The sequence below is a fragment of the Bacillus rugosus genome, assembly GCF_023238245.1.
GTDB classification, from domain to species: Bacteria; Bacillota; Bacilli; order Bacillales; family Bacillaceae; genus Bacillus; species Bacillus rugosus.
Genome location: NZ_CP096590.1, coordinates 1,232,194 through 1,259,031 on the forward strand (window position 1 = coordinate 1,232,194; position 26,838 = coordinate 1,259,031).

Consider the following 26,838-nt stretch of genomic DNA (forward strand, 5'->3'; position numbering starts at 1 on the left):
GAGTGAGACTCAGCAGTTTTTTTGATCGCAACATATTCACAGCCGCTTAGGCACATACTACAGCAAAAAGGAAAAGGAGGAAAAACTATGGGACAGCAGCATCAATTCCGGCCCGGGCAGAAAGCGCCTAATAACGGTGTCTACGTAGAAATTGGCGAGACGGGAAGCATGGTTAAAAACCCTCAAAAAATCCATCTGTCAGCAGGGGAAATGTTCCCCGAAACATCAAATCATAATCGGCTGTGGACCTATAAAAGAAAGCCGTGATCAAGAAAAAACCCAAAACAATAAATGTTTTGGGTTTTTGGCTTTTAATGCTGGCTTGCATTTTTGTTCATAGGCATGATTTCGGCTAAAACCATGATTAAGACATACAGTACAACAGCAATAACAGATGATGTTTTGAAATTATACGCAGCGCTGTTCATGCTGGCAATCAAGTAGCATGCCATATGTGATAAAAGGAACGTCCAAATAAAGGCAATAATATATCGCACGTTTCCACCTCGTCCTTCTCATTCTATTCTAAAAGTTATCATACCATACAAAAAGCGAAGGGGGAATCCAATTTTAGCAGAAAGTGAGGTAACAAAAGAGTCTGATTCGTCACACTTTAATGGTAAAATATAAAAAACGTCAATCAGTATATTAGCCAAAACTGTAAAAGGCTAGGACTTTACCTTATTCGTTTCTTTTCTTTTTACATAAGATAGCGTGAGATGAAGTGTGAAAGGAGGCGGGCAAGCGATGGGAATAACGGAAAGGTACTTTCGATTGGGAACGGAGCATAATGTCATTCATCTGCCCTATCGCCCGAACGGCTTCGGCATCTTTATCTTGGGGGACAGAACCCACTTTGTCGGGAAAGATTCAAGCTTTTGGCTTCAGCATTACGGCAGAAATCAGCTTTTGAACATGCTGAGGAATGAAGGATATACCCTTTTTAACAGCAATCTGTTCGGAAGGCATTGGGGTGCGGAAAAAGCGGTAACCTATGCCAAACAGCTGATACATTCCGTGCTGAAGCAGGAAATCCTCAATCCGAAGATTCATATTTTAGCAGAAGGAATGGGTGCTCTCGTGGCCGATGAACTGCTTCGTTTTTCCCCGGATCATATCCGCTCAGCCGCAATGTTGAATCCTTGTCTCGATCTTCAGGCACATTATGAATCGGAGAAAGAAAATAAATTTTTCTATAAGCAATTTTTAAAAGAAGTATCGGAAAGCTACGGAATTTCTGAAAAAGAAGCGGAAGTGCTCCGTTACAAAACAATTGAAAGCTATCCGAGCGGCGTGCCGGTTCATATATGGCAGCGTATGACCGGAGCTCCATATCCGTATAGCGTACATGCCGAAGTATTCAAGGAAAAACAGCAAAAGCAAGGTTCACCGGTCGATATGACATTTCACTTATTTGAGCATCCAAGCAGAATTTATGCATCAATCTGCAAATTCTTTCACAGTCATGAAAAAGAGTTATAAAGAATACAATAACAACAGCCTTCTCTTTTGCGGAGGCTGTTTTGCTTTGGGAAATGAAAAACCGGAAGGGCGGCAGATGCAATGGAATCAACGCTGATTGTAGGTGCGGACGAATTTTTCGGCCTTTCATTATGCGAGCGAATGATGGATGAAGGCATACATGTGGATGTCATTCTGGCGGAAACAGAAGATGAAATGAGACAAATGTACTTAGAAGAAAGACTCATGTGGCTTGGGAGAAATGGACTCTTTCGCCAGCTTGAACACATTGAAGATCAAAAATATGATACAATTTGTATCCAGTTCGGCAGCGTTTTGCCTTTAGACCAATTTGATTCTCCCTATATATTAGTATATGAACAAGACCGAAACGAATGGGAAAAACGTGAAAAGACGGGGGCAGAAAAAACGGTGATCCTGCCGAAAATGTATGGGCCCTGGAAAGAAGAAACCGAGGAAGACGGCTATTATACAGACGATGTGGCTGATGAGCTTCTGGGATTCTTGCTAGAACCAAGCCGAGATAGCAAAAATCAGTTTTTTGATTTGCAAGTCACAGAAAAAACCTCAAAAGAAGAAGCAAAAGCAAAAATTTCCGAGTGGAAAAGACAATTTTCATCAATTTTCGACAAATATTAAGAAATACCTTCCATGTTTCGAGTTTTCTAGATACAATAAACGTATATAAATGATACATGTTATAGCTTGTCAAAAGGAGTTGAACATGACTTGATCACAAGGCTTGTCATGATCTTTTCTGTCCTCCTTTTATTAAGCGGTTGTGGACAAACTCCGTTTAAAGGAAAAATTGAGAAGGTCGGCATGCTCTTTCCTGATACGATTAATGACCTCGTATGGGGCACAAAAGGGTATAAAGGATTACTGAATATACAATCAAAATACAATGTGGACGTTTACTATAAAGAAGGCGTTAAAACAGATGAAGATATTATAAATGCGATTGAAGATTTTCATAAGCGGGGCGTTAATCTTCTCTATGGCCATGGGAGTGAATATGCAGAGGTGTTTAACTTGGTCAGCGAAGATTATCCAGATATGGAATTCGTCATTTCTAATGCGAAAGCGAAAGCTGATAATGTAACAAGTGTCCATTTCAGCGGCGAAGCAATGGGCTTTTTTGGGGGAATGACAGCTGCCCATATGTCGAAAACGAATCAGGTCGGCGTGATTGCTTCCTTTACGTGGCAGCCGGAGGTTGACGGTTTTATCAAAGGAGCCAAATATGAAAATCCGGATATAGAAGTAAACACAAAATATACGGATCATTGGGATGATGATACGACAGCAGTAAAGCTTTATCAGAAAATGAAGAACGAAGGCGCGGATGTTGTGTATCCCGCCGGGGACGGGTATAATGTTCCTGTCATTCAGCAAATCAAAAAAGATGGCCTTTATGCCATCGGCTATGTCACAGATCAGTCGGATCTGGGCGAAAATACCGTATTAACCAGCACGGTGCAAAATGTGGACAAGGCCTATGAAATCATTGCTGAGCAATTCAACAAAGGCACCCTTGAAGGCGGCGATCATTACTACGATCTGAAAACGGGGGTTGTTGACATGGGAACATTCAGCCCGCTTGTCGATAAAGACTTTCAGCAAAGAATCGCCAAGCTGATCAAAACGTACAACAAAACAGGCGAACTGCCAAAAAACGAGTAATGGAGTGACGTCACATGCAGCACGAAAAATCACTTGAGTTCTTGCAAATTGCCATGAAATATCTGCCTGAAGCGAAAGAACAGCTTGAAAAATCAGGCATTGAGCTGTCAATGGAGGCCATACAGCCGTTTATGGATCTATTTACAACGGTAATGGCTGAAGCTTATGAGCTTGGCAAGTCTGACGCGAAATCTGAAACCGAATAAAAAGAAGCCACTTTTTCGAAAGTGGCTTTTCACTTGATTTTCTTTTTAATAGCGGAAACCATAGGCGCGAGCTCCTTGAGAGCGGGCTTGATTTGATCGAGAGAGTTCATAATCGAACCGATTTGGTTCATAATATACATGTAATCAATCGTCTCTTCTTCGTTTGTCCGGGAAACCTCCTCTTCCACTTCTTCCTTCTCTGTGTTTTGCTTTGCGTTATCGCCGAACATCATCTTTGAAAATATATCCACCTGTATACGCCTCCTTTTCCATATACCATACTGTATGAGTAAGATGAACTGATAGTTTAGACGAATATATTGCCATGTGAAAAAAAATAGGATAGAATTAGTACCTGATACTAATAATTGATCACAACCTGATTGATCTTCTAAATTAACTATATAAAGGAGTCTTCCCTTATGAAAGCTGGAATACTTGGAGTTGGACGTTATATCCCTGAGAAGGTTTTAACAAATCATGATCTTGAAAAAATGGTTGAAACTTCTGATGAGTGGATTCGTACTAGAACAGGAATAGAAGAAAGAAGAATCGCCGCAGACGACGTCTTTTCATCACATATGGCTGTTGCAGCTGCAAAACAAGCGCTTGAACAAGCTGAGGTGGCTGCTGAGGACCTGGATATGATTCTGGTTGCAACTGTTACACCTGATCAGTCATTTCCTACGGTTTCTTGTATGATTCAAGAACAGCTCGGCGCGAAGAAAGCGTGCGCTATGGATATCAGCGCGGCTTGTGCGGGCTTTATGTACGGGGTTGTCACCGGTAAACAATTTATTGAATCCGGAACGTTCAAACATGTTCTTGTTGTCGGTGTAGAAAAGCTCTCAAGCATTACAGACTGGGAAGACCGCAACACAGCCGTTCTGTTTGGTGATGGAGCTGGCGCTGCGGTAGTCGGACCAGTCAGTGGTGACAGAGGGATCCTTTCATTTGAACTTGGAGCGGACGGCACAGGCGGTCAGCACTTGTATCTCAATGAAAAACGACATACAATCATGAATGGACGAGAAGTTTTTAAATTTGCAGTTCGCCAAATGGGAGAATCATGTGTCAATGTCATCGAAAAAGCCGGACTCTCAAAAGAAGATGTCGACTTTTTGATTCCGCATCAGGCGAACATCCGCATCATGGAAGCTGCACGTGAGCGTTTGGAGCTTCCTGTCGAAAAGATGTCTAAAACCGTTCATAAATATGGAAATACTTCTGCCGCATCCATTCCGATTTCTCTCGTAGAAGAATTGGAAGCCGGTAAAATCAAAGATGGCGATGTGGTCGTCATGGTAGGATTCGGCGGAGGATTAACTTGGGGCGCCATTGCAATACGCTGGGGCCGATAAAAAAAGGTGAGAGGTGCACACAAGATGAGTAAAAAAAGAGTAGTTGTTACAGGACTCGGAGCATTGTCTCCGCTTGGCAACGATGTCGATACAAGTTGGAATAACGCAATCAACGGTGTGTCCGGAATCGGTCCGATCACTCGTGTTGATGCTGAAGAATATCCGGCAAAAGTAGCTGCTGAATTGAAAGACTTCAATGTTGGAGATTATATGGATAAAAAAGAAGCTAGAAAAATGGACCGTTTTACACAATATGCGGTTGTAGCTGCAAAAATGGCGGTTGAAGACGCTGATCTTAACATTACCGATGAGATTGCGCCAAGAGTCGGTGTTTGGGTAGGCTCTGGTATCGGAGGACTTGAAACACTAGAGTCTCAATTTGAAATCTTTTTAACAAAAGGACCAAGACGGGTAAGCCCGTTTTTCGTGCCAATGATGATTCCTGATATGGCGACAGGCCAGATTTCTATTGCATTAGGAGCAAAAGGGGTTAACTCTTGTACGGTTACAGCATGTGCAACGGGAACGAACTCTATCGGTGACGCGTTTAAAGTTATTCAGCGCGGCGATGCAGACGTTATGGTCACAGGCGGAACAGAAGCGCCGCTGACAAGAATGTCATTCGCAGGATTCAGTGCCAACAAAGCGTTGTCTACTAATCCAGATCCGAAAACAGCGAGCCGCCCATTCGATAAAAACCGTGATGGCTTTGTCATGGGTGAAGGTGCAGGGATTATCGTTCTTGAAGAGCTTGAGCATGCCCTGGCCCGCGGCGCTAAGATTTACGGAGAAATTGTCGGCTACGGCTCAACAGGAGACGCTTACCATATCACAGCGCCGGCACAAGACGGTGAAGGCGGAGCGAGAGCGATGCAAGAAGCCATTAAAGATGCAGGTATTGCGCCTGAAGAAATTGATTATATCAATGCTCACGGAACAAGCACATATTACAATGACAAATACGAAACAATGGCGATTAAAACCGTTTTCGGCGAGCATGCGCATAAACTTGCGGTAAGCTCTACAAAATCGATGACAGGCCACCTCTTAGGAGCAGCTGGCGGTATTGAAGCGATTTTCTCTGTGCTTGCCATTAAGGAAGGTATGATTCCGCCGACAATTAATATTCAAACGCCTGACGAAGAATGCGATTTAGATTATGTGCCTGATGAAGCCCGCAGACAGGATCTTAATTATGTTCTCAGCAACTCATTGGGATTCGGCGGACACAATGCAACACTAATCTTTAAGAAATACCAAGCATAATCACGCCAAACCGGCTGCCCCTAAAGGGTAGCCGGTTTTTTTTGTGCGCATAGGATAAAAAGAGGAGGCGATCACATGAGTGTGGAACAAACATATAGCTGGCTTGGGAAGGCTGCTTCAATAGATGATTTGGCCCATTACATTGTCCCGCTTTTTTCAGGTGCGGAGAAACAGAACTGGAAAGGCATTCTGGGCCACCTTCAGCATCATGGGATGTTTAAAAACATAAAAGAGGGCATTCAGACTGCTTCCAAGCTGAAAGAAAAAGGTTTTTACGAGCATATTCAAAAGGAAGAACAGTACCTTAAAAACAAATGGCATGGTCCTGATGTACCGATTGTCACGCTGCCGGTTGATGAACGAAACAAGAGAATTCGTTTAGAATTCGGATCAAAATCAGGACTCGCCTTTCAAGACAAGATGTTCCTCTTTCTCTCGTCAAATTTAGATTTTGCATCGGTATCTGCTCTGATGACACATGAATATCATCATGTTTGCCGGTTAGATCATCTGACAAAAGAGGAAAAGGATGTCACATTACTTGATACAATCATCATGGAAGGGTTAGCGGAATATGCTGTTTATGAGAGGTTCGGCCGAAGTCAAACGGCTGAATGGACGTCTTGGTATACTCCGGAGCAGCTGCAAGCTTTATACGACAAAAAGATTGCGCCCCACCAGGGAATCAAACGGGACAATCGATTGTTCTCACAGCTGTTATTTGGCAAAGGATATCAGCCTAAAATGCTTGGATACGCAGTCGGATTCAATATTGTAAAAAAATATTTAACGGCCAACAAAGCAAGCACGGCAGACGGGCTGTCCATTCCTGCCGAAACCTTTTTGAATGCAACGCTTTAAAAGAATAAAATAATGGAATTTCGTTAATAATATTACATTTATCCTAAAAAATTCTTGATTTTGCAAAATGATTGTAATAATATACAACTATAAAATTTTTCGATAATTCAATATTATTTATTATTTCTGAATAAAGGGATTACTTTCTCTTGAAAACGTTTGACAACAAGAGGGGGAAGGGGAGCTAGCATGAGCACACTTTTAGAAGTGAATAATTTGAAGACTTATTTTTTCAGGAAAAAGGAGCCGATCCCTGCGGTTGACGGAGTCGATTTTCACATCAGCAAAGGCGAAACCGTCGCACTTGTAGGTGAATCGGGCTCCGGAAAAAGCATTACTTCTTTATCAATTATGGGCCTTGTCCAAAGCTCAGGCGGAAAAATCATGGATGGCTCTATTAAACTCGAAGACAAAGACCTCACCTCATACACTGAAAACGACTATTGCAAAATCCGCGGAAACGAAGTATCCATGATCTTTCAGGAGCCAATGACCTCCCTTAATCCGGTGTTAACAATCGGAGAACAAATTACCGAAGTGCTGATTTACCATAAAAACATGAAGAAAAAAGAAGCCCGCCAAAAAGCTGTTGAACTTTTGGAAATGGTCGGTTTCTCCCGGGCCGAGCAAATGATGAAGGAGTACCCGCACCGGCTGTCCGGCGGAATGAGGCAAAGGGTGATGATTGCCATCGCACTCAGCTGTAATCCTAAACTGCTCATTGCTGATGAACCGACGACAGCACTGGATGTGACAATACAAGCCCAGGTTTTGGACCTCATGAAAGATCTCTGCCAGAAGTTCAACACGTCGATTCTTCTCATCACACACGATTTAGGTGTCGTGTCGGAAGCAGCTGATAGAGTGATTGTCATGTACTGCGGACAAGTCGTAGAAAACGCCACCGTTGACGACTTATTTTTAGAGCCGCTTCATCCTTATACAGAAGGCCTGCTTACGTCGATTCCCGTCATAGATGGAGAGATTGATAAATTAAATGCCATTAAAGGCAGTGTGCCGACTCCAGATAATCTGCCGCCGGGGTGCCGTTTTGCCCCAAGGTGTCCGAAAGCGATGGATAAATGCTGGACAAATCAGCCTTCGCTTTTGACACACAAAAGCGGAAGAACGGTGAGATGCTTTTTATATGAGGAAGAAGGTGCCGAACAATCATGACAGCAGACAATCAAGAAACAATTTTAGAGCTTCGTAACGTAAAAAAATACTTCCCGATCCGCTCAGGCTTTTTTCAAAGAAAAGTCGGTGATGTTAAAGCGGTGGACGGTGTTTCATTTACATTAAAAAAAGGAGAAACACTCGGAATCGTTGGAGAGTCGGGCTGCGGAAAATCGACTGCCGGCAGGACGATGATCAGGCTGTACAAACCGACAGAAGGCCAAATCCTTTTTAAGGGGCAGGATATATCCAATCTGTCAGAGGAGAAGCTGCGGAAAAGTGTCCGTAAAAATATTCAAATGGTCTTCCAAGATCCATTTGCCTCTTTGAATCCAAGGAAGACGCTGCGTTCTATCATTAAGGAGCCGTTTAACACGCACCACATGTATACGATGCGTGAACGGAACGAAAAAGTCGAAGAACTGCTTGCGAGAGTAGGCCTTCACCCGTCGTTTGCCGGCCGTTATCCGCATGAATTTTCCGGCGGCCAGCGTCAGCGGATCGGCATCGCCAGAGCGCTTACTTTGAATCCAGAGCTGATCATTGCAGATGAGCCGGTTTCCGCACTTGATGTATCCATTCAGGCTCAAGTTATCAACTTAATGGAAGAATTGCAGGAAGAATTCAACCTGACTTATCTATTTATCTCTCATGATCTAAGTGTCGTCCGCCATATCAGCGACAGAGTAGGAGTGATGTATCTTGGCAAAATGATGGAATTGACCGGAAAGCATGAGCTTTACGACAATCCGCTTCACCCATACACTCAAGCTCTTTTATCATCCGTTCCGGTTACAAGAAGAAAAGGATCTGTCAAACGTGAACGCATCGTCCTGAAGGGAGAACTGCCGAGTCCGGCCAATCCGCCAAAAGGCTGCGTTTTCCACACAAGATGTCCTGTTGCAAAGCCAATATGCAAGGAACAAATACCAGAATTCAAAGAAGCTGCTCCCAGCCATTTTGTGGCTTGTCACCTTTATAGCTAATGTTGAACGCACAGCTTTGAGAGGGGGTATGCACACTACATAAACAACAGCCTAGAGGAACGAACATTTCAAAAGGGGGAATATCTAATGAAAAGACGGAAAACCGCACTAATGATGCTAAGTGTATTGATGGTTCTGGCCATCTTTTTATCGGCCTGCTCTGGATCGAAATCAAGCAGCAGCAGCGAGAAAAAATCAAACGGAAAACCTCAGCAAGGCGGGGATTTGGTTGTGGGTTCAACTGGGGAGCCAACTTTGTTTAATCCACTCTATTCTACAGATGTCGCCAGTTCAGATATTGAAGGGATGATCTATAGCACTTTATTAGAAACAGATGAAAAATTAAATGTAAAGCCTGCCTTGGCGGAGAAAGTGACAGAATCTAAAGATGGTCTCACGTATGATGTCAAGATTAGAAAAGGTGTAAAATTTCACGATGGAAAAGAACTTACGGCAGATGATGTTGTTTTCACATACAGCATCCCTTTAAATAAAGATTATAATGGTGAACGCGGATCAGGTTTTGAGTCACTTAAGTCAGTGACGAAAAAAGGTGATTATGAAGTTGAATTTAAACTAAAGAAAAAGGATGCGTATTTTTACAATGTTGTTTTAGATAGTTACGGTATTCTGCCTAAACACATTTTAGGGAAAGTGCCAGTTTCAGATTTAGGCGAAAATGAGTTTAATAGGAAGAATCCGATTGGTTCGGGTCCATTCAAGTTTGCTGAATGGAAAAAAGGAGATTATGTAAAACTTGAAGCTAATGAAGATTATTACGGCGGAAGACCATATTTAGATACAGTTACAGTAAAAACAATCCCGGATTCAAATGCAGCTGTTGCCCAGTTAAAGGCTGGAGATATTGATTTCTTTGTTGTTCCGGGTACTGATTTCGAGACAGTCAAGACATTTGATAATGTGCAAGTTAAATCAGATCTTGGTTTGAACTACAGTTATATTGGTTGGAATGAGAAAAATGAATTATTTAAAGACAAAAAAGTCCGCCAAGCTCTTACGCATGCACTTGATCGAAAAGCAATGGTGGATCAAGTGTTAAACGGTGATGGTGAAGTTGCAAACGTTCCTGAAAGTCCGCTATCTTGGAATTACCCGAAAAGTGATGTACCTACATTTGATTACAATCCTAAAAAAGCTAAGAAACTATTGAAAGAAGCGGGATGGAAAGATACAGACGGAGACGGTTACCTTGATAAGGATGGAAAGAAGTTTTCGTTTACCATTAAGACAAATCAAGGCAATAAAATTCGGGAAGATTTAGCGGTTGTTGTTCAGCAGCAACTTAAAGAAGTAGGAATTGAAGCAAAACCGCAAATTGTAGAATTTAGTGCTCTTATTGAACAAACAAGTGCACCTAAATGGGATTATGATGCTTTGCTGCTTGGTTGGAGCTTGGCTACATTTCCGGATCAATTTTCGATTTTTCACTCCAGTCAATCAGAGAACGGATTAAATAACATATGGTATAAGAATCCTAAAGTCGATAAACTTTTGGAGGAAGCTAAATCTATTACAGACAGAAAAGAATATCAGAAAAAATACGAAGAAATTTATAAATTGATTGCAGAGGATCAGCCTTATTCATTCTTATTTTATTACAATTATCATAGGGCAATCCCGGCAAACATGCATGGCTATGTATTCCATCCAAAGAATGACTTATATCATATTGAAAAATGGTGGCTTGAACAATAATAATGAAATCCCTAGAGAGGTAAGGATCCAGTATCCTTTCCTCTTTATCCTATTTTAGAAAAGGGGACAAGAATATGGTTACATATATTGTTCGTCGAACATTAATGTCTCTGCCAATTCTTTTGGGCATTACAATATTATCATTTGCGATAATGAAAGCGGCACCAGGTGACCCGATGTCACTAATGATGGATCCAACAATCAGTCAGGCTGACAGAGCGAAATTTATTGAAAAGTATGGACTCAATGATCCAGAACCTGTTCAATACTTAAAATGGCTAGGAAATATGCTCCAAGGCGACTTTGGTACATCTATTGTTAAAAAGGGTACACCAGTTTCTGATCTAATACTTTCACGTTTACCGAATACTTTGGTGCTTATGGTGTTTTCAACTCTTGTTGCTCTTCTGATTTCAATTCCTTTCGGAGTTCTTTCCGCGAAACGCCCTTATTCTAAACTTGACTATGGTATTACTGTTACATCATTCTTAGGGCTGGCAATACCAAATTTCTGGTTCGGATTAATTCTTATTATGGTTCTTTCCGTAAATCTTGGCTGGTTTCCTACGGGGGGTGTCAGCACATTAAACGCTGACTTTAGCATTTTTGACAGGCTCCATCATTTAATTTTGCCTGCATTTGTTTTAGCAACTGCTGATATGGCCGGTATTACTCGATATACACGTTCAAGTATGCTCGATGTATTAAAGCAAGATTATATAAGAACAGCTCGGTCAAAAGGGTTTAAAGAAAATAAAGTTATTTTCAAACATGGCTTGAGAAATGGCCTTCTGCCTGTTATTACAATTTTCGGATTGATGATTCCATCATTTATTGGTGGTGCTGTCGTGGTTGAGCAGATTTTCACTTGGCCGGGATTAGGGAAGTTATTTATTGATTCGGCATTCTCACGAGATTATCCGGTTATTATGGCCATGACTGTTATTTCTGCAGTATTGGTTGTACTGGGTAACTTGATTGCGGATATTTTGTATGCTTTAGTTGATCCGCGTATTGAATATTAAAAGGGGGAGACACATATGGCACATCCAAACACTGTAGCTCCCTCTAATGAGGTAAAGCTAAAAGAAAATATTAGAAAAAAACCAGAAACAATGACTAGGATCTTTTTTGAGAAGTTCTTCAAAAATAAACTTGCTGTTGTTGGAGGTATCATATTAACAGTTATTATATTAATGGCGGTCTTTGCCCCTTTTATTGCGCCTTATTCACCTGAGAGTCAATCTCTTTTAAATAAACTGAAGCCGCCAAGCCCTAAAAATCTAATGGGGACAGATAAGTTTGGGCGCGATATATTTACAAGGGTGTTATACGGGGCTCGTGTGTCTTTATTGGTCGGTTTTGTTTCAGTAATTGGTGCCATTACTATAGGCACCGTTGTGGGCGCCTTAGCGGGGTACTTTAAAGGGATAGTAGATGCTGTATTGATGAGGGCAGTCGATGTAGTCTTATCTATTCCGGATATTTTTCTTCTTATTACCTTGGTGACAATTTTTCAACCGGGGATGGATAAATTAATTTTAATTTTTTCTCTGACGGGTTGGACTACAACAGCTAGGCTTGTCAGAAGTGAGTTTCTATCTCTAAGGTCAAGAGAATTTGTATTGGCTGCTAAAACAATAGGCACCAAAAATTATAAAATTATTTTTTCGCATATTTTACCGAATTGTATCGGGCCGATTATTGTCTCCGCTACTTTAAAAGTAGGCAGTGTCATTTTAGCTGAATCAACCTTAAGCTATTTGGGCTTCGGTATCCAGCCGCCAATCGCAAGCTGGGGAAACATGCTTCAGGATGCTCAAAACTTTACATTAATGATTCAAGCATGGTGGTACCCGTTATTTCCCGGGCTATTAATATTAATCACCGTTTTATGTTTCAACTTTGTCGGTGATGGCCTGCGCGATGCGCTGGATCCAAAAAATATTAAATAAAAATGAAATTAATATTTGCTATGAAATATAACGAAATCAGAAGAAAAGCAGATCTCTTTTTGTCAGAAAATATACAAAGAGATCTGCTTTTTGTGATTTTTACATAAACCCAGCGATTCCAGATTTCCTCAATCTCTTTGGAATAATTTCTCTGTCCCTTGCCTATACTGTGGACAACAGTTTTTATAAAAGTGAGGGGTTAGAGATGTTATTTCTTCATGATGTGTGGGTCAATTGGTTTGAAGGGGAAGAAAATGGCTACAATGTATGCCACTTTCACGAATGGCGCAAGGAAGATACGGTTGAGCTTTTGGATCAGGTGCCGCTGTTAAGGGTGCCGTCAGTACTGTTTCATTACATAGAAAACGATTTGTCTGAGCTTCCGAAAGGTTTGCTTGAAGACGTACATCAGAAATCGTACATTCGGAAAAATCATGAGCGGACAAAGCTTGAGTATTGTTTTGTTGTAACAGACGGAATCGGCATTTTGGCTGTCGATACGATCGGCTATACGATCCCTGTCAGAAAAAGCCGTCTGATCCCGCGGCAGGAGCAGCTCGTTTATGAAATGGTAAAAGATGTAGAGCCTGAAACATATGAATTTGAGCCAAAGAAGCTGGAATCCTCTAAAGAATATCACATTTTATCATTAGCACCGGAACACGTCAGAGGGCTGACAAGAAAAGAACGGCAAATCAAGCAGCTGATGTTTATGGCGCTGGACCAATTAAAAGGGCTGAAAAACCGCGCTGAAATCGGCTACTGGTACACAGAGTGGAACCCGCATATGTATGAACAAATCAAACGGATGAGCTTTGAAGAGATTTGGGACATGCTGTATAACGAAACCATTGAAGGTTGGTCGGACAAGCATCTGGCATTTTGCGAAAACCTGATAAAAGGACAGCCTTTTTTCGAAAAGCTATGGGAAATGGAAAATGAATCAAAGGTAAACTGAAAAAAACCGCTCTTTGCATAGAGCGGTTTTTTGATTAGCGTCTTTTTCGGCCCAGACCCATGGCGTTCTCCATTTTTTTCAGCATTTTGTTTGCCGTCCGGTTCGCCCGTTCCGCACCTTCATCAAGAATCCGGTCTAATTCATCAGATTCAATCAGTTCATGATAGCGGTCCTGGATCGGTTTTAATGCGTTAACCACGACTTCTGCCAAATCACCTTTAAATTCGCCGTAGCCTTTCCCTTCGTACTTTGCTTCAAGCTCTTCAATTGTTGTATTGCCGAGGATTGAATAAATCGTAAGAAGGTTGGAAACGCCCGGTTTGTTTTCTTTGTCAAATTTTACAATGCCTTCAGAATCTGTCACAGCGCTTTTGATTTTCTTTTCAAGAAGCTTCGGTTCATCCAGCAATGTAATAAAAGCTTTTTGGTTCGGATCGGATTTGCTCATTTTCTTCAGCGGATCATTCAGAGACATGATGCGTGCCCCGACTTTTGGAATTTTCACTTCCGGAACCGTAAAGATGTCGTTATATTTTTTGTTGAAGCGTTCTGCGAGATTCCGCGTCAGCTCAAGGTGCTGCTTTTGATCCTCGCCGACAGGCACAAGATCCGTTCCATACAGCAGAATATCAGCGGCCATCAACGGCGGGTATGTTAACAGGCCGGAGACGACAGCTTCATTGCCTTTGGACTTGTCTTTAAATTGTGTCATCCGCTCAAGCTCGCCGATATATGCTACACACTGCATCATCCAACCGGCCTGTGCATGCGCGGGAACCTCTGACTGAATAAACAATGTTGCTTTTTCTGGATCAAGACCGACAGCTAAGTAAAGCGCCGCCAGACTGCGGATATTCTTTCTTAGCTGAAGCCGGTCTTGAGGCACGGTTATTGCATGCTGATCCACAATGCAAAAATAGCTGTTATAATCATGCTGCAGTTCGACAAACTGCTTCATTGCACCGATATAGTTGCCAAGCGTAACGGAGCCGCTTGGCTGAATGCCTGAAAAAATCGTTTGTTTCATGAAAACATCAACCTCATTTCTTAAAACATAATAAAAAAGGCTCATTCTTCCCCTATAAAAAAGGGACGAATGAACCGTGGTACCACCCTGATTATTCCATTAAAATGGAATCACTCTGACGTTTGTAACGGAGACTGCTCCGGCTGAGCCTACTTTTTCGGTTTCGGTCAGCTGCTCCAAAGTCCATTCCACATTGCCCGTTATCTGCTCCCAGCACCGCAGACTCTCTTCAAACGGGAGAAATGTGTACTACTCTTTTTCATAGCACGCTTTTCTTTTGATTGCTTCATTATAAATCAATTATAACCAATTGTCATCATGAAAAAACATTCTTTTTTCCAGCAACATTGTAAAAGATATAAACACCACTGATGCTGTAAAACCCCTAAATGATAACTGCTATCACCGTGAAAACAGCTAGATATTATATGTAAAAAGCAATATGGAGAGAAAACTTATAAAATAGTTTTTAATCAATTTATGCTTTAAATGGTAGAAGGATATTATGTTCGTGGAAGAAAAACTAACGAAGTTCAAATATTTTAAATTGATAAAATAATATTGCAATAAATTATTTGTTTCATTATAATGAACTTGTTCACTCTATTGTTACAGCTTTTTTACAAAAATAATCAGAAAAGACGGAACAGAATAAAAGTTATGGAAACTCAGGTTCATTTGTCTGATATTTCTGAGGATTTAGCCGTAAGGAGCTGAAAAAATTATTATTAGGGGGTTTGCGATAATGAAAAAGCGTTGGTCGATTGTCACGTTAATGCTCATTTTCACTCTCGTGCTGAGCGCATGCGGCTTTGGCGGCAGCGGATCAAACGGTGAAGGGAAAAAGGACAGTAAAGGAAAGACGACACTTAACATTAATATTAAAACTGAGCCGTTCTCCTTACATCCGGGGTTATTAAATGATTCTGTATCGGGAAACGTAATACGTCAGACATTTGAAGGTCTGACACGCATCAATGAGACTGGGGAGCCTGAAAACGCCATGGCCTCTAAAATTGAAACAAGTAATGATGGGAAAATATATACATTTACAATTCGTGATGATGTTAAATGGTCTAATGGTGACCCAGTAACGGCACATGATTTTGAGTACGCGTGGAAATGGGTGCTTGACCCAAAAAATGAATCCCAATACGCTTACCAACTCTACTACATAAAAGGTGCTGAAGCTGCGAATACAGGTAAAGGTAGTATTGATGATGTTGCAGTAAAAGCTGAAAATTCAAAGACACTAAAAGTGGAATTAAACAATCCAACTCCTTACTTCACTGAATTAACAGCATTTTATACTTATAATCCTATTAACAAAAAGATTGCAGAAAAAAATAAAAAGTGGTACACGAATGCAGGAAGAGACTATGTTTCAAATGGGCCATTCAAAATGACAGCTTGGAAACACAATGGATCTATCACCCTTGAAAAGAACAATCAGTACTGGGATAAAGATAAAGTTAAGCTGAAGAAAATTAACATAGTCATGATCAATAATAACAATACTGAATTGAAAAAATTTCAGGCTGGCGAACTCGATTGGGCCGGTATGCCGCTCGGACAGCTTCCAACGGAGTCTATGCCTACCTTGAAAAAAGATGGATCTTTACACGTAGAACCGTTTGCAGGTGTCTATTGGTTTAAATTCAATACTGAAGCTGAGCCACTAAACAACGTAAATATTCGTAAAGCTTTAACTTATGCGCTTGACCGTCAGTCTATTGTTAAAAACGTTACACAAGGAGAGCAAATCCCGGCAATGGCTGCGGTGCCGCCGACAATGATGGGATTTGAGGATAACAAAGAAGGCTACTTCAAAGACAACGATGTCAAAACGGCAAAAGTATATCTTGAAAAAGGCCTGAAAGAAATGGGCTTAAGCAAGGCATCTGACCTGCCAAAAATCAAATTATCTTATAACACTGATGACGCGCATGCGAAAATCGCTCAAGCCGTACAAGAAATGTGGAAGAAAAATTTAGGCGTGAACGTGGAGCTTGATAATTCAGAATGGAATGTATATATCGATAAGCTTCACAGCCAAGATTATCAAATCGGCCGTATGGGCTGGCTTGGCGACTTTAATGATCCTATTAACTTCCTTGAATTGTTCCGTGACAAAGACGGAGGAAATAACGATACCGGCTGGGAAAATCCGGAATTCAAAAAGCTTCTGAACCAGTCACAAACTGAAACAGATAAAACAAAACGTACAGAGCTGCTGAAAAAAGCAGAAGGTATTTTTATTGATGAAATGCCGGTTGCCCCAGTCTATTTCTATACTAATACTTGGGTACAGGATGAGAACCTTAAAGGTGCAATAGTTACAGGTACTGGTGAGGTTTATTTCAGAAACGCATATTTTAAATAAGGCTTTATCTGAAAATAAAAGACCTCAAGGTATATGGGGAAAAAAGCCCCATATACCTTTCTTACTGATGGAGTATAAAAATGTAAAAAACATGGAGGTGTTCCCCCTTGCTAAAATATATCGGAAGACGCTTAGTCTATATGGTTATCACATTATTTGTGATTGTTACTGTGACATTCTTCTTAATGCAAGCAGCACCGGGCGGGCCATTTTCAGGTGAGAAAAAGCTTCCGCCTGAAATTGAAGCAAACTTAAATGCACATTACGGCTTGGACAAGCCGCTGTTTGTACAATACGTCAGTTATTTAAAATCAGTTGCAATGTGGGATTTCGGACCGTCATTTAAATATAAAGGTCAGAGTGTTAACGACCTGATCAGTTCAGGTTTCCCCGTTTCATTCACTCTTGGAGCAGAAGCTATTCTCCTCGCTTTAGCGTTAGGTGTATTGTTTGGGGTCATTGCAGCCCTTTACCATAATAAGTGGCAGGATTATACCGTCGCGATTTTAACAATATTTGGCATTTCGGTTCCGAGCTTTATCATGGCAGCTGTTCTGCAATATGTGTTCTCCATGAAGCTTGGGCTGTTTCCAGTCGCGGGGTGGGAGTCCTGGGCATACACCTTTTTGCCTTCAATCGCACTTGCTTCCATGCCGATGGCGTTTATTGCCAGACTTTCCCGTTCAAGCATGATCGAAGTGTTAAACAGTGATTATATTCGCACAGCGAAAGCAAAAGGGCTGTCCCGTCCAGCAGTTACAGTGCGGCACGCCATCCGAAACGCGCTTTTGCCAGTCGTTACATACATGGGCCCGATGGCCGCGCAGGTCTTAACGGGAAGCTTTATCATTGAAACGATTTTTGGGATCCCGGGACTTGGTGCACACTTCGTAAACAGTATTACAAACCGTGATTATACAGTCATTATGGGTGTAACGGTATTCTTCAGTGTCATCTTGCTATTGTGTGTATTAATTGTAGACGTGCTATACGGCATTATTGATCCAAGAATCAAGCTTTCCAAAGCAAAGAAAGGAGCCTAGGCCATGCAGAACATTCCAAAAAACCTGTTTGAACCAGCCGCAGCGAATTCCGGCGATGCAGAAAAAATAAGTAAAAAGAGCCTTTCCCTCTGGAAAGATGCGATGCTTCGCTTCCGCAGCAATAAGCTTGCAATGGTCGGGCTTATCATTATTGTGCTCATTATCCTTATGGCCATTTTTGCGCCGATGTTCTCAAGGTACGATTATTCAACTACTAATCTCTTAAATGCGGATAAGCCGCCTTCAAAAGATCACTGGTTCGGTACAGATGATCTTGGACGGGATATTTTCGTCCGTACATGGGTAGGTGCGCGAATCTCAATCTTTATCGGTGTTGCAGCCGCTGTTCTTGATTTGCTGATCGGCGTCATTTGGGGAAGCATTTCAGGCTTCCGCGGAGGCAGAACGGATGAAGTTATGATGCGTATCGCTGATATCCTTTGGGCAGTTCCTTCATTATTAATGGTCATCTTACTGATGGTTGTTCTTCCGAAAGGGCTATTTACGATTATTATTGCCATGACGATTACGGGCTGGATTAACATGGCCAGAATCGTGCGTGGACAAGTGCTGCAGCTGAAGAATCAGGAGTATGTGCTTGCTTCACAGACACTTGGTGCGAAAACATCTCGTCTGCTGTTTAAACATATCGTGCCAAACGCAATGGGTTCCATTTTGGTCACGATGACATTGACAGTTCCGACTGCAATTTTCACAGAAGCCTTTTTAAGCTATTTGGGACTTGGTGTTCCGGCTCCGCTGGCAAGCTGGGGAACGATGGCTTCTGACGGATTGCCTGCATTGACCTATTATCCGTGGCGTTTATTCTTCCCTGCCGGTTTCATCTGCATTACGATGTTTGGCTTTAACGTTGTCGGCGACGGATTAAGAGACGCATTGGATCCTAAGTTACGTAAATAAGGGAGTGATACGGGTGACACGCCTATTAGAAGTAAAAGATTTAGCGATTTCATTTAAAACATATGGCGGAGAGGTTCAGGCGATCCGCGGAGTGAATTTCCATCTGGATAAAGGGGAAACGCTGGCCATCGTCGGAGAATCAGGTTCCGGAAAAAGTGTGACCTCTCAAGCGATCATGAAGCTGATTCCAATGCCTCCGGGTTATTTCAAACGCGGTGAGATCTTGTTTGAAGGAAAGGATCTGGTGCCGCTGTCCGAAAAAGAAATGCAAAATGTCCGGGGAAAAGAGATCGGGATGATATTCCAGGATCCGATGACTTCTTTAAATCCGACGATGAAGGTCGGCAAACAAATTACGGAAGTGCTTTTTAAACACGAGAAAATCTCAAAGGAAGCGGCGAAAAAACGCGCGGTTGAACTGTTGGAGTTAGTCGGTATCCCGATGCCGGAAAAGCGGGTCAACCAATTTCCGCACGAATTTTCAGGCGGGATGAGACAACGGGTTGTCATTGCTATGGCGCTTGCGGCGAATCCGAAGCTTCTGATCGCCGATGAGCCGACCACTGCTCTTGATGTAACGATTCAAGCGCAAATTCTGGAATTGATGAAGGATCTGCAAAAGAAAATTGATACGTCCATCATCTTTATCACACACGATCTTGGTGTCGTGGCTAACGTTGCTGACCGGGTCGCTGTCATGTACGCTGGACAGATTGTAGAAACCGGTACAGTAGACGAGATTTTCTACGATCCGAGACACCCGTATACGTGGGGGCTTCTTGCATCTATGCCGACACTGGAAAGTTCAGGAGAGGAACAGCTGACTGCAATCCCTGGCACGCCGCCTGATTTGACAAACCCGCCAAAAGGAGATGCTTTTGCGCTGCGGAGCTCTTATGCAATGAAAATCGATTTTGAACAGGAGCCGCCAATGTTTAAGGTGTCCGATACTCATTATGTCAAATCATGGCTGCTTCACCCTGACGCGCCAAAGGTAGAGCCGCCTGAAGCGGTAAAAGCGAAAATGCGTAAACTGGCAAATACGTATGAAAAACCTGTCTTAGTGAGAGAAGGTGAATGAAATGACTGAGAAACTATTAGAAATCAAACATTTAAAACAGCACTTTATCACGCCAAAAGGAACGGTTAAGGCTGTAGACGATTTGTCATTTGATATCTATAAAGGTGAAACATTAGGGCTGGTTGGTGAGTCTGGCTGCGGTAAATCGACAACTGGCCGAAGCATTATTCGGCTGTACGAAGCGACCGATGGTGAGGTGCTGTTCAACGGCGAAAATGTGCATGGGAAAAAATCGCGGAAAAAGCTGCTGGAATTCAACCGCAAAATGCAGATGATTTTCCAAGATCCTTATGCATCCCTGAATCCGAGAATGACAGTTGCTGATATTATTGCCGAGGGCCTCGATATTCATAAACTGGCAAAAACGAAAAAAGAGCGGATGCAGCGGGTCCATGAGCTCTTGGAAACAGTCGGTTTAAACAAGGAACACGCGAACCGCTATCCGCATGAGTTTTCCGGCGGCCAGCGTCAAAGAATCGGGATTGCCAGAGCTCTTGCTGTTGATCCGGAATTCATTATCGCGGATGAGCCAATTTCCGCTTTGGATGTATCCATTCAAGCGCAGGTCGTAAATTTAATGAAAGAACTGCAAAAAGAAAAAGGGCTCACATACCTGTTTATTGCCCACGATTTATCGATGGTCAAATACATCAGCGACCGCATTGGAGTCATGTATTTCGGGAAACTGGTTGAGCTTGCGCCGGCAGATGAGCTTTATGAAAATCCGCTTCACCCATATACAAAGTCATTGCTTTCAGCGATTCCGCTTCCTGATCCGGACTATGAGAGAAATCGCGTCCGCCAAAAATACGATCCGTCCATCCATCAGTTAAAAGATGGGGAGACGATGGAATTCCGTGAAGTCAAACCTGGACATTTTGTGATGTGCACGGAGGCAGAATTTAAAGCTTATTCATGAATCATAAATCCTTTAAGAGATTTCTCTTGAAGGATTTTTTTCGTAATCATAGAAAGTGAGAGTGATAACATTTACAATTGAAGGAAAAAGCGGAGGCGAAATACGATTCAATTTTTGCATAACAAAAATGTCTTTGCGCTGCTGCTGTCTCAATCTCTTCAATCTTTAGCAGGAGTCCTTGTCACAATCGTTTTAATGGTAAGGGTCTATCAAATGACCGACTCCGTCTTTTTGGCAGGTCTTGTTTTATCGTTCATGTCGTTTGCAAGTATAGCAGCAAGCTTTTGCATCTCCCCAGTGCTTCGCGATCTCGGATTTAAAAAGGTGCTTGCGGGTGCAAATCTGCTGAGAGCGGTCTTTACATTACTGATGGCTTTTAGCGTTAGTCATAACGGACAGGTTTTCTTTTGGGTAACGCTGCTGTTTGTGTTCTGTTTTTCATTTGCGGGCGCCTTTTTTCAGCCGGCAAGATTTGCGCTGCTGCCGATTATCGTTCCAAAAGAGCAATATGTGAAAGCGAATGGTGTGATCTCCCTCTCGAATCAATTGTTTCTAACAGCAGGCTGGGGCCTTGGAGGTCTTTTGACGTATGCCGTACCTTTTGAACTCGTTGTCGGTGCAGCCATTTGCTTGTTTGTTCTTTCAGGTGCTTCCATCAGTGTGCTTCATATAAATGAAGAAGCGGCTGAAGGAACAGCTGAAGGAGCATCTGCCAGAAGTATATGGAAGGATTTAATGATCATCCCTATTGTAAGAGACATTACTCTAATGGACATGATAGAAGCTCTGGCAGGTTCTGTTTGGTCGTCCGCGATTCTTCTCGCATTTACTGCGGCTGTATTGCATGAAACAGAGGTGTGGTGGGGGATGTTTAACGCTTCTTATTTTATAGGTGCCATAGTCGGCAGTGTGGTTGCCATTCGTTTTTCTGCTTTTTTTGAGCGGAACATGGGCTATTCGATTATTTTCTGCTCACTTGTGATGTCGGCGCTGACCCTTTTGTTCTCATTTTCCCCAATTCCGTTTTTATGCGCTCTTGCTTGTGCTGCAATGGGGCCTTTTTATCAGGTGCGTGATATTTGCCAGGAAACCATGCTGCAGGAGGTCATTCCCGAGCAGAAGCGTATCGGGATCATGGCTGCCAAAAATGCGTTTTTGGCTCCTTGGTCAGGCGTCACCTACTCCATTATGGGGCTCGTGGCTGATGCGGCTGGTGCGCAAACAGCTTTTATCGCGTCAGCTGTATTGTATATCATGACGTTTTTTATTGCACTCGCGCAGCCCCGTCTGCTTCATTACAAGCAGGAAAGCCGTGCTTAATGAGAGCTTTTTACAAACACTTCAAAATATGAACGGAGCATCTGGCTCCGTTTTTTGCTGAAAAAAAATGAAACCATGGCGGAAGTTCGTACGTCTTTATAGATGTAAGGCTGTTTAAACAAGAAGAAATGGGGTATATCTAAAAGTATGAAGACAATGAACTCATAAGGAGCAAATCAATGAACTGGTATGAAAAGCTTAGCGAGTACTTTCCAATTGAAGAAATGAAATCAAAAGCGCATATGGAAGCTCTTCTAAAAGAGCGGAGCGATATTTATCATAAAGATGAAGGCAAACATCACATCTTAATGTTTGCGGAATTCGATTCTTTTATCTTCGTTGATTATCTGTATGTGTCTAAGGATGCAAGAGGGCAGGGGCTTGGCGGCAAATTGATCGCGAAGCTGAAAAAGAAAAATAAGCCTATATTGCTCGAGGTGGAGCCTGTGGATGAAGATGATACTGATACAGAAAAACGCCTGAGGTTTTATCAAAGAGAGCATTTCAAACATGCTCAGTCAATTGGGTACCGGCGCCGGTCATTGGCTACGAATGAAGTAAACAAGATGGAGATTCTGTACTGGTCACCAAAAACAGAATCAGAAGAAGAAATTCTTGAAGCCATGAAACAGACATATGAAAACATTCATACTTATAAAGATGAGAAATGGTACGGGGAATCGTACGAAAAAACAGACGAGGTCCTGAAACTCATTGATGAAGAAAAACAAAAAAATATTTTCGATCAGTTAAGCTAATTGAGAATTAGAACATATCATTAAAATTAAAAATTTGCTGGATTGACACATTTTTTTCTTAGGATACTGTTCACACTTACTTTTTTATAGTATAATACCTATAAAGATTCCTTTTTTAGAGTAATTTCAATTTAAGAATAAAATAGATGTTCATCCTACTAATTAGAGGAGTGAAGATGAATGGTTACACTATACACATCACCAAGCTGTACTTCATGCAGAAAGGCGAGAGCGTGGCTTGAGGAGCACGATATCCCATTTGAAGAAAGAAACATTTTCTCTGAACCTTTATCAATTGATGAAATAAAACAAATTCTTCGAATGACTGAGGACGGAACAGATGAAATCATCTCAACCCGTTCAAAAGTATTCCAAAAACTAAATGTGAACGTTGAATCTATGCCGCTGCAAGATTTGTACCGCTTGATCAACGAGCACCCAGGTTTGCTTCGCCGTCCGATCATCATCGACGAAAAACGTTTGCAGGTCGGATACAACGAAGACGAAATCAGACGTTTCTTGCCGAGAAAAGTCCGCTCTTTCCAATTAAGAGAAGCACAGCGTTTGGCAAACTAATAGATCGTATCATCAAAAGAAGGCTGAGTCATCAGCCTTCTTTTATTTTTCAACCTGCTGATAGTAAATACTCGCAAGGATGACAAATGCAACCGTTAAAATGGGGAGGAGCGTTTCGACCGCACCGTGCTGCGCCATAAAAAAAGACAGCTTTTTGTCCCTGACAATCATTTCTCCGCCTGTATAAGCAAGCAGACCGCTTCCCGCGTAAATCAGAAGCGGTATTTTCTCAAGTGCGATGTGGATGAGTTTGCTGCCCCAAATAATAACCGGCACCGATACACACAAACCTATGACCACGAGAGAAAACTCACCGTGTGACGCTCCCGCAACTGCTATAACGTTGTCCAGCGACATAAAGAGATCTGCAAGCACAATCGTCCGTATCGCCCTCCACAGAGAGGTGCTGCTTTTGATATGCTGCGTGTCTTTTTTCTCAATCAGCAGCTGATATCCTAAATACAGCAGGAAAATTCCGCCGGCGCACTGCAAGAACGGAATGTTCAAAAGGTATACCGCTGCGCTTGTTAATCCGATTCTCATGGCAACGGCGATAAATGTTCCGAGTATAATGGCTTGCTGTCTTTGCTTGTCCGGCAAATTTCTGCTGGCCATGGCAATAACGACCGCATTATCTCCGCCAAGGATCAGGTCGATCCCAACAATAACAAGCAGAGAAATCAGATAGTCATGCTCCATGAATCGGCACCTCGCTTTCGTTCCATCGCTTGTACTACTTACTATATGAGACAGGTCGCATTTTATGATATGAGCCGCAGATATGCCGTTTTTTAGGTGAAGGTGCATTTTTATTTCTTTTGTGACTGTTTTATCATAAAATAGAAATACAAAGGAATTCACACTGGCCTTGCATCAAGGTTAAGATGTGGACGGAATGGGTAAAGTGTAGTAAAGTACTATTAATCGGGAGCTTAGATGTCCCTTCAACATCTTATATAGAAGGGAAGGTTGGCAAATGGAAATTGAAAGAATTAACGAGCATACAGTAAAATTTTATATGTCTTACGGAGATATTGAAGATCGCGGTTTTGACAGAGAAGAAATTTGGTATAACCGTGAGCGAAGTGAAGAACTTTTCTGGGAAGTCATGGATGAAGTTCATGAGGAAGAGGAATTTGCTGTGGAAGGCCCTCTTTGGATTCAAGTTCAGGCACTGGACAAAGGATTAGAAATCATCGTCACAAAAGCCCAGCTTTCCAAAGACGGACAAAAGCTCGAACTGCCGATTCCTGAGGATAAAAAGCAAGAACCAGCATCTGAGGATCTTGACGCCTTGCTGGATGATTTCCAGAAAGAAGAGCAAGCCGTCAATCAGGAAGAGAAGGAGCAAAAGCTTCAATTTGTCTTGCGGTTTGGCGATTTTGAGGATGTTATTTCTCTATCTAAATTGAACGTTAACGGAAGCAAAACGACTTTATACTCGTTTGAGAACCGATATTATTTATATGTAGATTTTGGCAATATGACTGATGAAGAGGTTGAAAATCAGCTAAGCATCCTGTTGGAGTACGCAAATGAATCCTCAATCAGCATACACCGTCTTGAAGAGTACGGCAAGCTGATTATTTCAGAGCATGCTCTGGAAACAATAAAAAAACACTTTGCATCATAGCAAACCGATTTCTTTCCGGAAATCGGTTTTTTTTATGCGATGAAATGCCATTTTTGAGACGCGAAATCAAAAACATACATACATGCGGAAAATACAGCGAACAGGAGTTGATCATCTTTTCCAGAAAATATATCTTATCTGGAAAGGAGAGATGACAATTGTTTAGTGCTGTGACTGAAGACGGCCAAATGTTTCACCTTCTAGGCGCTCGGCAAAGCCAGAAATTAAAGCGGAGACGATTCTTCTGCCCGGTATGCGGAGGAGAGCTTGATGTGAAGCTCGGACTCCAAAAGGCGCCGCATTTCGCCCATAAACAGAACAAGTCTTGCTCGATAGACATAGAACCGGAAAGCGCCTACCACTTAGAGGGAAAAAGACAGCTGTACGTATGGCTGAAAACGCAACAGGCTTCGCCGATATTAGAACCGTATATCAAGAACATCAATCAAAGACCGGATATCATGGCAAAGATCAAGGGACGCATGCTTGCTGTTGAGTATCAATGTGCCACTCTTTCTTCAGATGTTTTTCAAAAGCGGACGGAAGGCTTCAAACAAGCAGGAATCATCCCGCAGTGGATTGTGGGATACAGCCGCATACAACGCGCGGCCCCATCCTTTTATCAGCTTTCTGCATTTCATTGGCAGTTTATCAATGCAAGTCCATCCAGGGAACTAATATGTTATTGCCCGGAAACACGTTCTTTCTGCCGGCTCAGCCACATCATTCCATTTTACACAAACCATTCGTATTCCTCCGTTCAAACGATCCCTATCCATCGGGCTGCTGCGTACGATCTTTTTTTCACTGAACCGACACCTTCATTTCGATATTCAAGCTGGACGAAAGCGATTCACCGTTTTCGCCATAAACCCCATCGGTTTATCTCCAAGGAAACAAACCGCCTCAGGCTGCTGTTTTATGAAAAGCGGCAGACACCCCTTTCTTTTCTTCCGACGGAAGTGTTTGTTCCTGTTATAAAAGGAGCTGTTTTTAAAAGCCCGGTTTTTGTGTGGCAGGGGTTTCTATATCTGTTTATTACGGATCTAGGATATAAACGCGCGCCAATTCGCTTTTCAGCCGTTTTACAGCAATGCAAACTGCACATTCATAAAAAGAACATCTCGCTCAGGTACGAATGCAGCAAAGATTGTCTTTCTGATGTTGTGAAACAGTACATTGATTTTTTGTGTAAGAAGGGATTTTTAAGGGAGACTCAGAAAGAAGTATATGTGCTGAACCAGCCTGCAGAAGGCTTACGCTCTTTACAGGATCTCATAGAAAGAGACCGCAGCTGTTTTATAGAATGAGTTTGTCTCATTTGGCTCACCCTAAGACAAAGGTGGTGGGCTGGCTGTGAAAGGCACAAAAGGAAAGGTTTTTCGCGTTTTTACTGCTTTTTTAGCATTCGTTCTCTTCATTACTGCATATGATTTGACAAAAGGCAGTGAAAAACCGGAAGATATTCACAACACAAGTTTATTGAGAAACAGCGGTTTTTTCAATTGGCTTGAATCAAAGAAAACG

General features: G+C 42.1%; 29 protein-coding genes, 1 pseudogene and 1 other annotated feature. Of the genes and pseudogenes, 25 read left to right on the top strand and 5 right to left on the bottom strand.

All coding sequences use genetic code 11. The features are described from left to right. Positions 1–87: 87 nt before the first annotated feature. The gene (locus M0696_RS06210; protein ID WP_003224549.1) at positions 88–267 is read left to right on the top strand and encodes a YjzC family protein; all 180 of its coding nucleotides are present in this window, start codon (positions 88–90) and stop codon (positions 265–267) included. 44 nt (positions 268–311) lie between these two features. Here M0696_RS06210 and M0696_RS06215 read toward each other — a convergent pair whose 3' ends face one another. Continuing rightward, on the bottom strand, positions 312–497 hold the full coding sequence (locus M0696_RS06215; protein ID WP_003224551.1) for a YjzD family protein: 186 nt from the start codon (positions 495–497) through the stop codon (positions 312–314). Between the two features lie 250 nt (positions 498–747). Between M0696_RS06215 and M0696_RS06220 the strand changes: the two genes are divergently transcribed. From M0696_RS06220 to comZ, 4 genes are all read left to right on the top strand, one after another. Next, the gene (locus M0696_RS06220; protein ID WP_248602604.1) at positions 748–1,482 is read left to right on the top strand and encodes a hypothetical protein; all 735 of its coding nucleotides are present in this window, start codon (positions 748–750) and stop codon (positions 1,480–1,482) included. A gap of 81 nt (positions 1,483–1,563) precedes the next feature. Further along, the gene (locus M0696_RS06225) at positions 1,564–2,121 is read left to right on the top strand and encodes a hypothetical protein (RefSeq protein WP_166853641.1); all 558 of its coding nucleotides are present in this window, start codon (positions 1,564–1,566) and stop codon (positions 2,119–2,121) included. 90 nt (positions 2,122–2,211) lie between these two features. Beyond that, positions 2,212–3,165, top strand: coding sequence for a transcriptional regulator Med (gene med / locus M0696_RS06230; protein ID WP_222142591.1), 954 nt, complete (start codon positions 2,212–2,214; stop codon positions 3,163–3,165). Positions 3,166–3,179: 14 nt separating this feature from the next. Beyond that, positions 3,180–3,371 (top strand): ComZ family protein, encoded by a 192-nt coding sequence (gene comZ, locus M0696_RS06235; RefSeq protein WP_222142592.1) that lies wholly within the window; start codon positions 3,180–3,182, stop codon positions 3,369–3,371. A 29-nt stretch (positions 3,372–3,400) separates the two neighbouring features. Here the strand turns inward: comZ and yjzB are convergent, their stop codons facing one another. Then, the gene (yjzB, locus tag M0696_RS06240; RefSeq protein ID WP_222142933.1) at positions 3,401–3,628 is read right to left on the bottom strand and encodes a spore coat protein YjzB; all 228 of its coding nucleotides are present in this window, start codon (positions 3,626–3,628) and stop codon (positions 3,401–3,403) included. A gap of 165 nt (positions 3,629–3,793) precedes the next feature. On the opposite strand from yjzB, the gene fabH reads away from it, so the two are divergent. The 9 genes from fabH (at position 3,794) to M0696_RS06285 (ending at position 13,650) form a co-directional block, all read left to right on the top strand. After that, on the top strand, positions 3,794–4,732 hold the full coding sequence (gene fabH / locus M0696_RS06245) for a beta-ketoacyl-ACP synthase III (protein WP_222142593.1): 939 nt from the start codon (positions 3,794–3,796) through the stop codon (positions 4,730–4,732). 24 nt (positions 4,733–4,756) lie between these two features. Then, the gene (gene fabF / locus M0696_RS06250; protein ID WP_222142594.1) at positions 4,757–5,998 is read left to right on the top strand and encodes a beta-ketoacyl-ACP synthase II; all 1,242 of its coding nucleotides are present in this window, start codon (positions 4,757–4,759) and stop codon (positions 5,996–5,998) included. A 75-nt stretch (positions 5,999–6,073) separates the two neighbouring features. Further along, complete coding sequence (locus M0696_RS06255; RefSeq protein ID WP_166853637.1) at positions 6,074–6,859, top strand: DUF2268 domain-containing putative Zn-dependent protease; 786 nt, start codon at positions 6,074–6,076, stop codon at positions 6,857–6,859. A 189-nt stretch (positions 6,860–7,048) separates the two neighbouring features. Next, positions 7,049–8,035, top strand: a complete 987-nt coding sequence (gene appD / locus M0696_RS06260; RefSeq protein ID WP_248602605.1) for an oligopeptide ABC transporter ATP-binding protein AppD — start codon at positions 7,049–7,051, stop codon at positions 8,033–8,035. Beyond that, positions 8,032–9,021, top strand: coding sequence for an oligopeptide ABC transporter ATP-binding protein AppF (appF, locus tag M0696_RS06265; protein ID WP_222142596.1), 990 nt, complete (start codon positions 8,032–8,034; stop codon positions 9,019–9,021). Before appD ends, appF begins: the two co-directional genes overlap by 4 nt. A gap of 87 nt (positions 9,022–9,108) precedes the next feature. Then, positions 9,109–10,737 (top strand): peptide-binding protein, encoded by a 1,629-nt coding sequence (locus tag M0696_RS06270; RefSeq protein WP_222142597.1) that lies wholly within the window; start codon positions 9,109–9,111, stop codon positions 10,735–10,737. 74 nt (positions 10,738–10,811) lie between these two features. Continuing rightward, positions 10,812–11,762 carry an ABC transporter permease gene (locus M0696_RS06275; RefSeq protein WP_039073551.1) on the top strand — a complete coding sequence of 317 codons (951 nt, stop codon included), beginning with the start codon at positions 10,812–10,814 and terminating at the stop codon, positions 11,760–11,762. Between the two features lie 15 nt (positions 11,763–11,777). After that, positions 11,778–12,692 (top strand): oligopeptide ABC transporter permease, encoded by a 915-nt coding sequence (gene opp4C / locus M0696_RS06280; RefSeq protein WP_222142598.1) that lies wholly within the window; start codon positions 11,778–11,780, stop codon positions 12,690–12,692. 205 nt (positions 12,693–12,897) lie between these two features. Next, positions 12,898–13,650, top strand: coding sequence for a YjbA family protein (locus M0696_RS06285; protein ID WP_003239298.1), 753 nt, complete (start codon positions 12,898–12,900; stop codon positions 13,648–13,650). A 34-nt stretch (positions 13,651–13,684) separates the two neighbouring features. Here the strand turns inward: M0696_RS06285 and trpS are convergent, their stop codons facing one another. Beyond that, a complete protein-coding gene (gene trpS, locus M0696_RS06290) occupies positions 13,685–14,677 on the bottom strand; it encodes a tryptophan--tRNA ligase (protein WP_166853631.1) in 993 nt (330 codons plus the stop codon). A 58-nt stretch (positions 14,678–14,735) separates the two neighbouring features. After that, positions 14,736–14,949: a binding site (T-box leader), on the bottom strand. A 473-nt stretch (positions 14,950–15,422) separates the two neighbouring features. Here trpS and M0696_RS06295 point away from each other — a divergent pair. The 8 genes from M0696_RS06295 to spx all read left to right on the top strand — a co-directional run bounded on the left by M0696_RS06295 (position 15,423) and on the right by spx (position 23,678). Further along, positions 15,423–17,060, top strand: coding sequence for a peptide ABC transporter substrate-binding protein (locus tag M0696_RS06295; protein ID WP_222142599.1), 1,638 nt, complete (start codon positions 15,423–15,425; stop codon positions 17,058–17,060). A gap of 107 nt (positions 17,061–17,167) precedes the next feature. Further along, positions 17,168–18,103 carry an oligopeptide ABC transporter permease OppB gene (gene oppB, locus M0696_RS06300; RefSeq protein WP_222142600.1) on the top strand — a complete coding sequence of 312 codons (936 nt, stop codon included), beginning with the start codon at positions 17,168–17,170 and terminating at the stop codon, positions 18,101–18,103. A gap of 3 nt (positions 18,104–18,106) precedes the next feature. Further along, positions 18,107–19,024 carry an oligopeptide ABC transporter permease OppC gene (gene oppC / locus M0696_RS06305; protein WP_166853629.1) on the top strand — a complete coding sequence of 306 codons (918 nt, stop codon included), beginning with the start codon at positions 18,107–18,109 and terminating at the stop codon, positions 19,022–19,024. A 4-nt stretch (positions 19,025–19,028) separates the two neighbouring features. After that, the gene (gene oppD / locus M0696_RS06310) at positions 19,029–20,105 is read left to right on the top strand and encodes an oligopeptide ABC transporter ATP-binding protein OppD (protein WP_072182805.1); all 1,077 of its coding nucleotides are present in this window, start codon (positions 19,029–19,031) and stop codon (positions 20,103–20,105) included. Position 20,106: 1 nt separating this feature from the next. After that, entirely contained in the window at positions 20,107–21,024 is a 918-nt protein-coding gene (gene oppF, locus M0696_RS06315; RefSeq protein WP_166853628.1) for an oligopeptide ABC transporter ATP-binding protein OppF, read from the top strand. Between the two features lie 105 nt (positions 21,025–21,129). After that, on the top strand, positions 21,130–22,344 hold the full coding sequence (locus tag M0696_RS06320) for an MFS transporter (protein ID WP_222142934.1): 1,215 nt from the start codon (positions 21,130–21,132) through the stop codon (positions 22,342–22,344). A gap of 179 nt (positions 22,345–22,523) precedes the next feature. Then, a complete protein-coding gene (locus M0696_RS06325; protein ID WP_003224597.1) occupies positions 22,524–23,102 on the top strand; it encodes a GNAT family N-acetyltransferase in 579 nt (192 codons plus the stop codon). A 180-nt stretch (positions 23,103–23,282) separates the two neighbouring features. Continuing rightward, a complete protein-coding gene (gene spx, locus M0696_RS06330; protein WP_003239281.1) occupies positions 23,283–23,678 on the top strand; it encodes a transcriptional regulator Spx in 396 nt (131 codons plus the stop codon). 42 nt (positions 23,679–23,720) lie between these two features. Here spx and M0696_RS06335 read toward each other — a convergent pair whose 3' ends face one another. Continuing rightward, the gene (locus M0696_RS06335; protein WP_166853627.1) at positions 23,721–24,377 is read right to left on the bottom strand and encodes a TerC family protein; all 657 of its coding nucleotides are present in this window, start codon (positions 24,375–24,377) and stop codon (positions 23,721–23,723) included. 185 nt (positions 24,378–24,562) lie between these two features. Here M0696_RS06335 and M0696_RS06340 point away from each other — a divergent pair, with 185 nt between their 5' ends. Both M0696_RS06340 and mecA read left to right on the top strand, forming a co-directional pair. Further along, positions 24,563–24,688 (top strand): hypothetical protein, encoded by a 126-nt coding sequence (locus M0696_RS06340; RefSeq protein WP_120698858.1) that lies wholly within the window; start codon positions 24,563–24,565, stop codon positions 24,686–24,688. Then, positions 24,655–25,311 (top strand): adaptor protein MecA, encoded by a 657-nt coding sequence (mecA, locus tag M0696_RS06345; protein WP_014113374.1) that lies wholly within the window; start codon positions 24,655–24,657, stop codon positions 25,309–25,311. Before M0696_RS06340 ends, mecA begins: the two co-directional genes overlap by 34 nt. On the opposite strand, the pseudogene M0696_RS06350 reads toward mecA, so the two are convergent. Continuing rightward, a pseudogene (locus M0696_RS06350) lies at positions 25,306–25,426 on the bottom strand (hypothetical protein). The gene mecA and the pseudogene M0696_RS06350 overlap by 6 nt on opposite strands. A 73-nt stretch (positions 25,427–25,499) precedes the next feature. Between M0696_RS06350 and M0696_RS06355 the strand changes: the two are divergent. Beyond that, positions 25,500–26,621 (top strand): competence protein CoiA family protein, encoded by a 1,122-nt coding sequence (locus tag M0696_RS06355; protein ID WP_248602760.1) that lies wholly within the window; start codon positions 25,500–25,502, stop codon positions 26,619–26,621. Positions 26,622–26,838: the final 217 nt, after the last annotated feature.

Coding starts and splice junctions, on each gene's coding strand:
- trpS (WP_166853631.1), bottom strand. CDS start 14,677: ATGAAACAAACGATTTTTTCAGGCATTCAGCCAAGCGGCTCCGTTACG.
- M0696_RS06275 (WP_039073551.1), top strand. CDS start 10,812: ATGGTTACATATATTGTTCGTCGAACATTAATGTCTCTGCCAATTCTT.
- M0696_RS06335 (WP_166853627.1), bottom strand. CDS start 24,377: ATGGAGCATGACTATCTGATTTCTCTGCTTGTTATTGTTGGGATCGAC.
- comZ (WP_222142592.1), top strand. CDS start 3,180: ATGCAGCACGAAAAATCACTTGAGTTCTTGCAAATTGCCATGAAATAT.
- M0696_RS06255 (WP_166853637.1), top strand. CDS start 6,074: ATGAGTGTGGAACAAACATATAGCTGGCTTGGGAAGGCTGCTTCAATA.
- appF (WP_222142596.1), top strand. CDS start 8,032: ATGACAGCAGACAATCAAGAAACAATTTTAGAGCTTCGTAACGTAAAA.
- M0696_RS06285 (WP_003239298.1), top strand. CDS start 12,898: ATGTTATTTCTTCATGATGTGTGGGTCAATTGGTTTGAAGGGGAAGAA.
- M0696_RS06220 (WP_248602604.1), top strand. CDS start 748: ATGGGAATAACGGAAAGGTACTTTCGATTGGGAACGGAGCATAATGTC.
- oppF (WP_166853628.1), top strand. CDS start 20,107: ATGACTGAGAAACTATTAGAAATCAAACATTTAAAACAGCACTTTATC.
- M0696_RS06325 (WP_003224597.1), top strand. CDS start 22,524: ATGAACTGGTATGAAAAGCTTAGCGAGTACTTTCCAATTGAAGAAATG.
- M0696_RS06355 (WP_248602760.1), top strand. CDS start 25,500: ATGTTTCACCTTCTAGGCGCTCGGCAAAGCCAGAAATTAAAGCGGAGA.
- appD (WP_248602605.1), top strand. CDS start 7,049: ATGAGCACACTTTTAGAAGTGAATAATTTGAAGACTTATTTTTTCAGG.
- M0696_RS06340 (WP_120698858.1), top strand. CDS start 24,563: ATGTGGACGGAATGGGTAAAGTGTAGTAAAGTACTATTAATCGGGAGC.
- opp4C (WP_222142598.1), top strand. CDS start 11,778: ATGGCACATCCAAACACTGTAGCTCCCTCTAATGAGGTAAAGCTAAAA.
- fabF (WP_222142594.1), top strand. CDS start 4,757: ATGAGTAAAAAAAGAGTAGTTGTTACAGGACTCGGAGCATTGTCTCCG.
- oppC (WP_166853629.1), top strand. CDS start 18,107: ATGCAGAACATTCCAAAAAACCTGTTTGAACCAGCCGCAGCGAATTCC.
- fabH (WP_222142593.1), top strand. CDS start 3,794: ATGAAAGCTGGAATACTTGGAGTTGGACGTTATATCCCTGAGAAGGTT.
- M0696_RS06210 (WP_003224549.1), top strand. CDS start 88: ATGGGACAGCAGCATCAATTCCGGCCCGGGCAGAAAGCGCCTAATAAC.
- M0696_RS06225 (WP_166853641.1), top strand. CDS start 1,564: ATGGAATCAACGCTGATTGTAGGTGCGGACGAATTTTTCGGCCTTTCA.
- M0696_RS06295 (WP_222142599.1), top strand. CDS start 15,423: ATGAAAAAGCGTTGGTCGATTGTCACGTTAATGCTCATTTTCACTCTC.
- mecA (WP_014113374.1), top strand. CDS start 24,655: ATGGAAATTGAAAGAATTAACGAGCATACAGTAAAATTTTATATGTCT.
- M0696_RS06270 (WP_222142597.1), top strand. CDS start 9,109: ATGAAAAGACGGAAAACCGCACTAATGATGCTAAGTGTATTGATGGTT.
- spx (WP_003239281.1), top strand. CDS start 23,283: ATGGTTACACTATACACATCACCAAGCTGTACTTCATGCAGAAAGGCG.